At 50.1% G+C, this 1,401-nt stretch carries 1 protein-coding gene; it reads left to right on the top strand.

Translation table 11 applies throughout. The features are described from left to right. Positions 1-1,401, top strand: a 1,401-nt coding sequence (gene ppsA, locus ACTHUT_RS20690; RefSeq protein WP_440419683.1) for a phosphoenolpyruvate synthase, incomplete at both ends; no start/stop codon positions are given.

Below are 1,401 nucleotides of genomic sequence, written 5' to 3'. Positions count from 1 at the left end.
ACCCTGACGAATTCTATGTATTCAAACCTACTTTGAAAGCAGGCAAACCGGCTATCCTGCGCAAAACCATGGGTTCGAAACAAATCAAAATGATCTTTACCGACAAAGCCGAAGCCGGTAAATCTGTAACCAACGTTGATGTACCTGCAGAAGACCGTCAACGCTTCTCCATTACCGATGCCGAAGTAACCGAGTTGGCTCATTACGCGCTGACCATCGAAAAACACTACGGCCGCCCAATGGACATCGAATGGGGCCGCGACGGCTTGGATGGCAAACTCTACATCCTGCAAGCACGTCCTGAAACTGTGAAATCTCAAGAAGACAGCAGCCGCAACCTGCGCCGCTTCTCTATCAACGGCGAAAAAGTTGTCTTGTGCGAAGGCCGAGCCATCGGTCAAAAAGTCGGTCAAGGTAAAGTTCGCTTGGTGAAAGATGCTTCCGAGATGGATTCCGTTGAAGCAGGCGACGTACTCGTTACCGACATGACCGACCCGGATTGGGAACCGGTAATGAAACGTGCTTCTGCCATCGTTACCAACCGTGGTGGCCGTACCTGCCACGCAGCGATTATCGCGCGTGAATTGGGTATTCCGGCTGTTGTAGGTTGTGGCGACGCTACTGATCTGCTGTCCGAAGGCCAAGAAGTGACCGTATCTTGTGCCGAAGGCGATACCGGCTTCATCTACTCAGGCTTGCTGGACGTACAAATTACCGATGTTGCTTTGGACAACATGCCTAAAGCACCTGTAAAAGTAATGATGAACGTTGGTAACCCTGAATTGGCATTCAGCTTCGCCAACCTGCCTAGCGAAGGTATCGGCTTGGCGCGTATGGAATTCATCATCAACCGTCAAATCGGTATCCACCCTAAAGCCTTGTTAGAATTCGATAAACAAGACGATGAATTGCAAGCGGAAATTACCCACCGCATCGCCGGCTACGCTTCTCCTGTCGACTTCTATGTCGATAAAATTGCGGAAGGTGTGGCAACTTTGGCTGCTTCGGTTTATCCACGCAAAACCATCGTTCGTATGTCTGACTTCAAATCCAACGAGTACGCTAACTTGGTGGGTGGTAGCATCTACGAACCGCACGAAGAAAACCCAATGTTGGGCTTCCGTGGTGCAGCGCGTTATGTAGCCGATAACTTCAAAGACTGCTTCGCACTCGAGTGCAAAGCCTTGAAACGTGTTCGCGATGAAATGGGTTTGACCAACGTCGAAATCATGATTCCATTCGTCCGTACTTTGGGTGAAGCAGAAGCTGTTGTTAAAGCCCTGAAAGAAAACGGTTTGGAACGCGGCAAAAACGGCCTGCGCCTGATCATGATGTGCGAGTTGCCAAGCAACGCTGTATTGGCAGAACAATTCCTGCAATACTTCGACGGCTTCTCCATCG

The sequence above is a fragment of the Neisseria sp. P0022.S010 genome (genome assembly GCF_051956635.1).
This window is presented reverse-complemented; position numbering and strand designations above follow the sequence as displayed.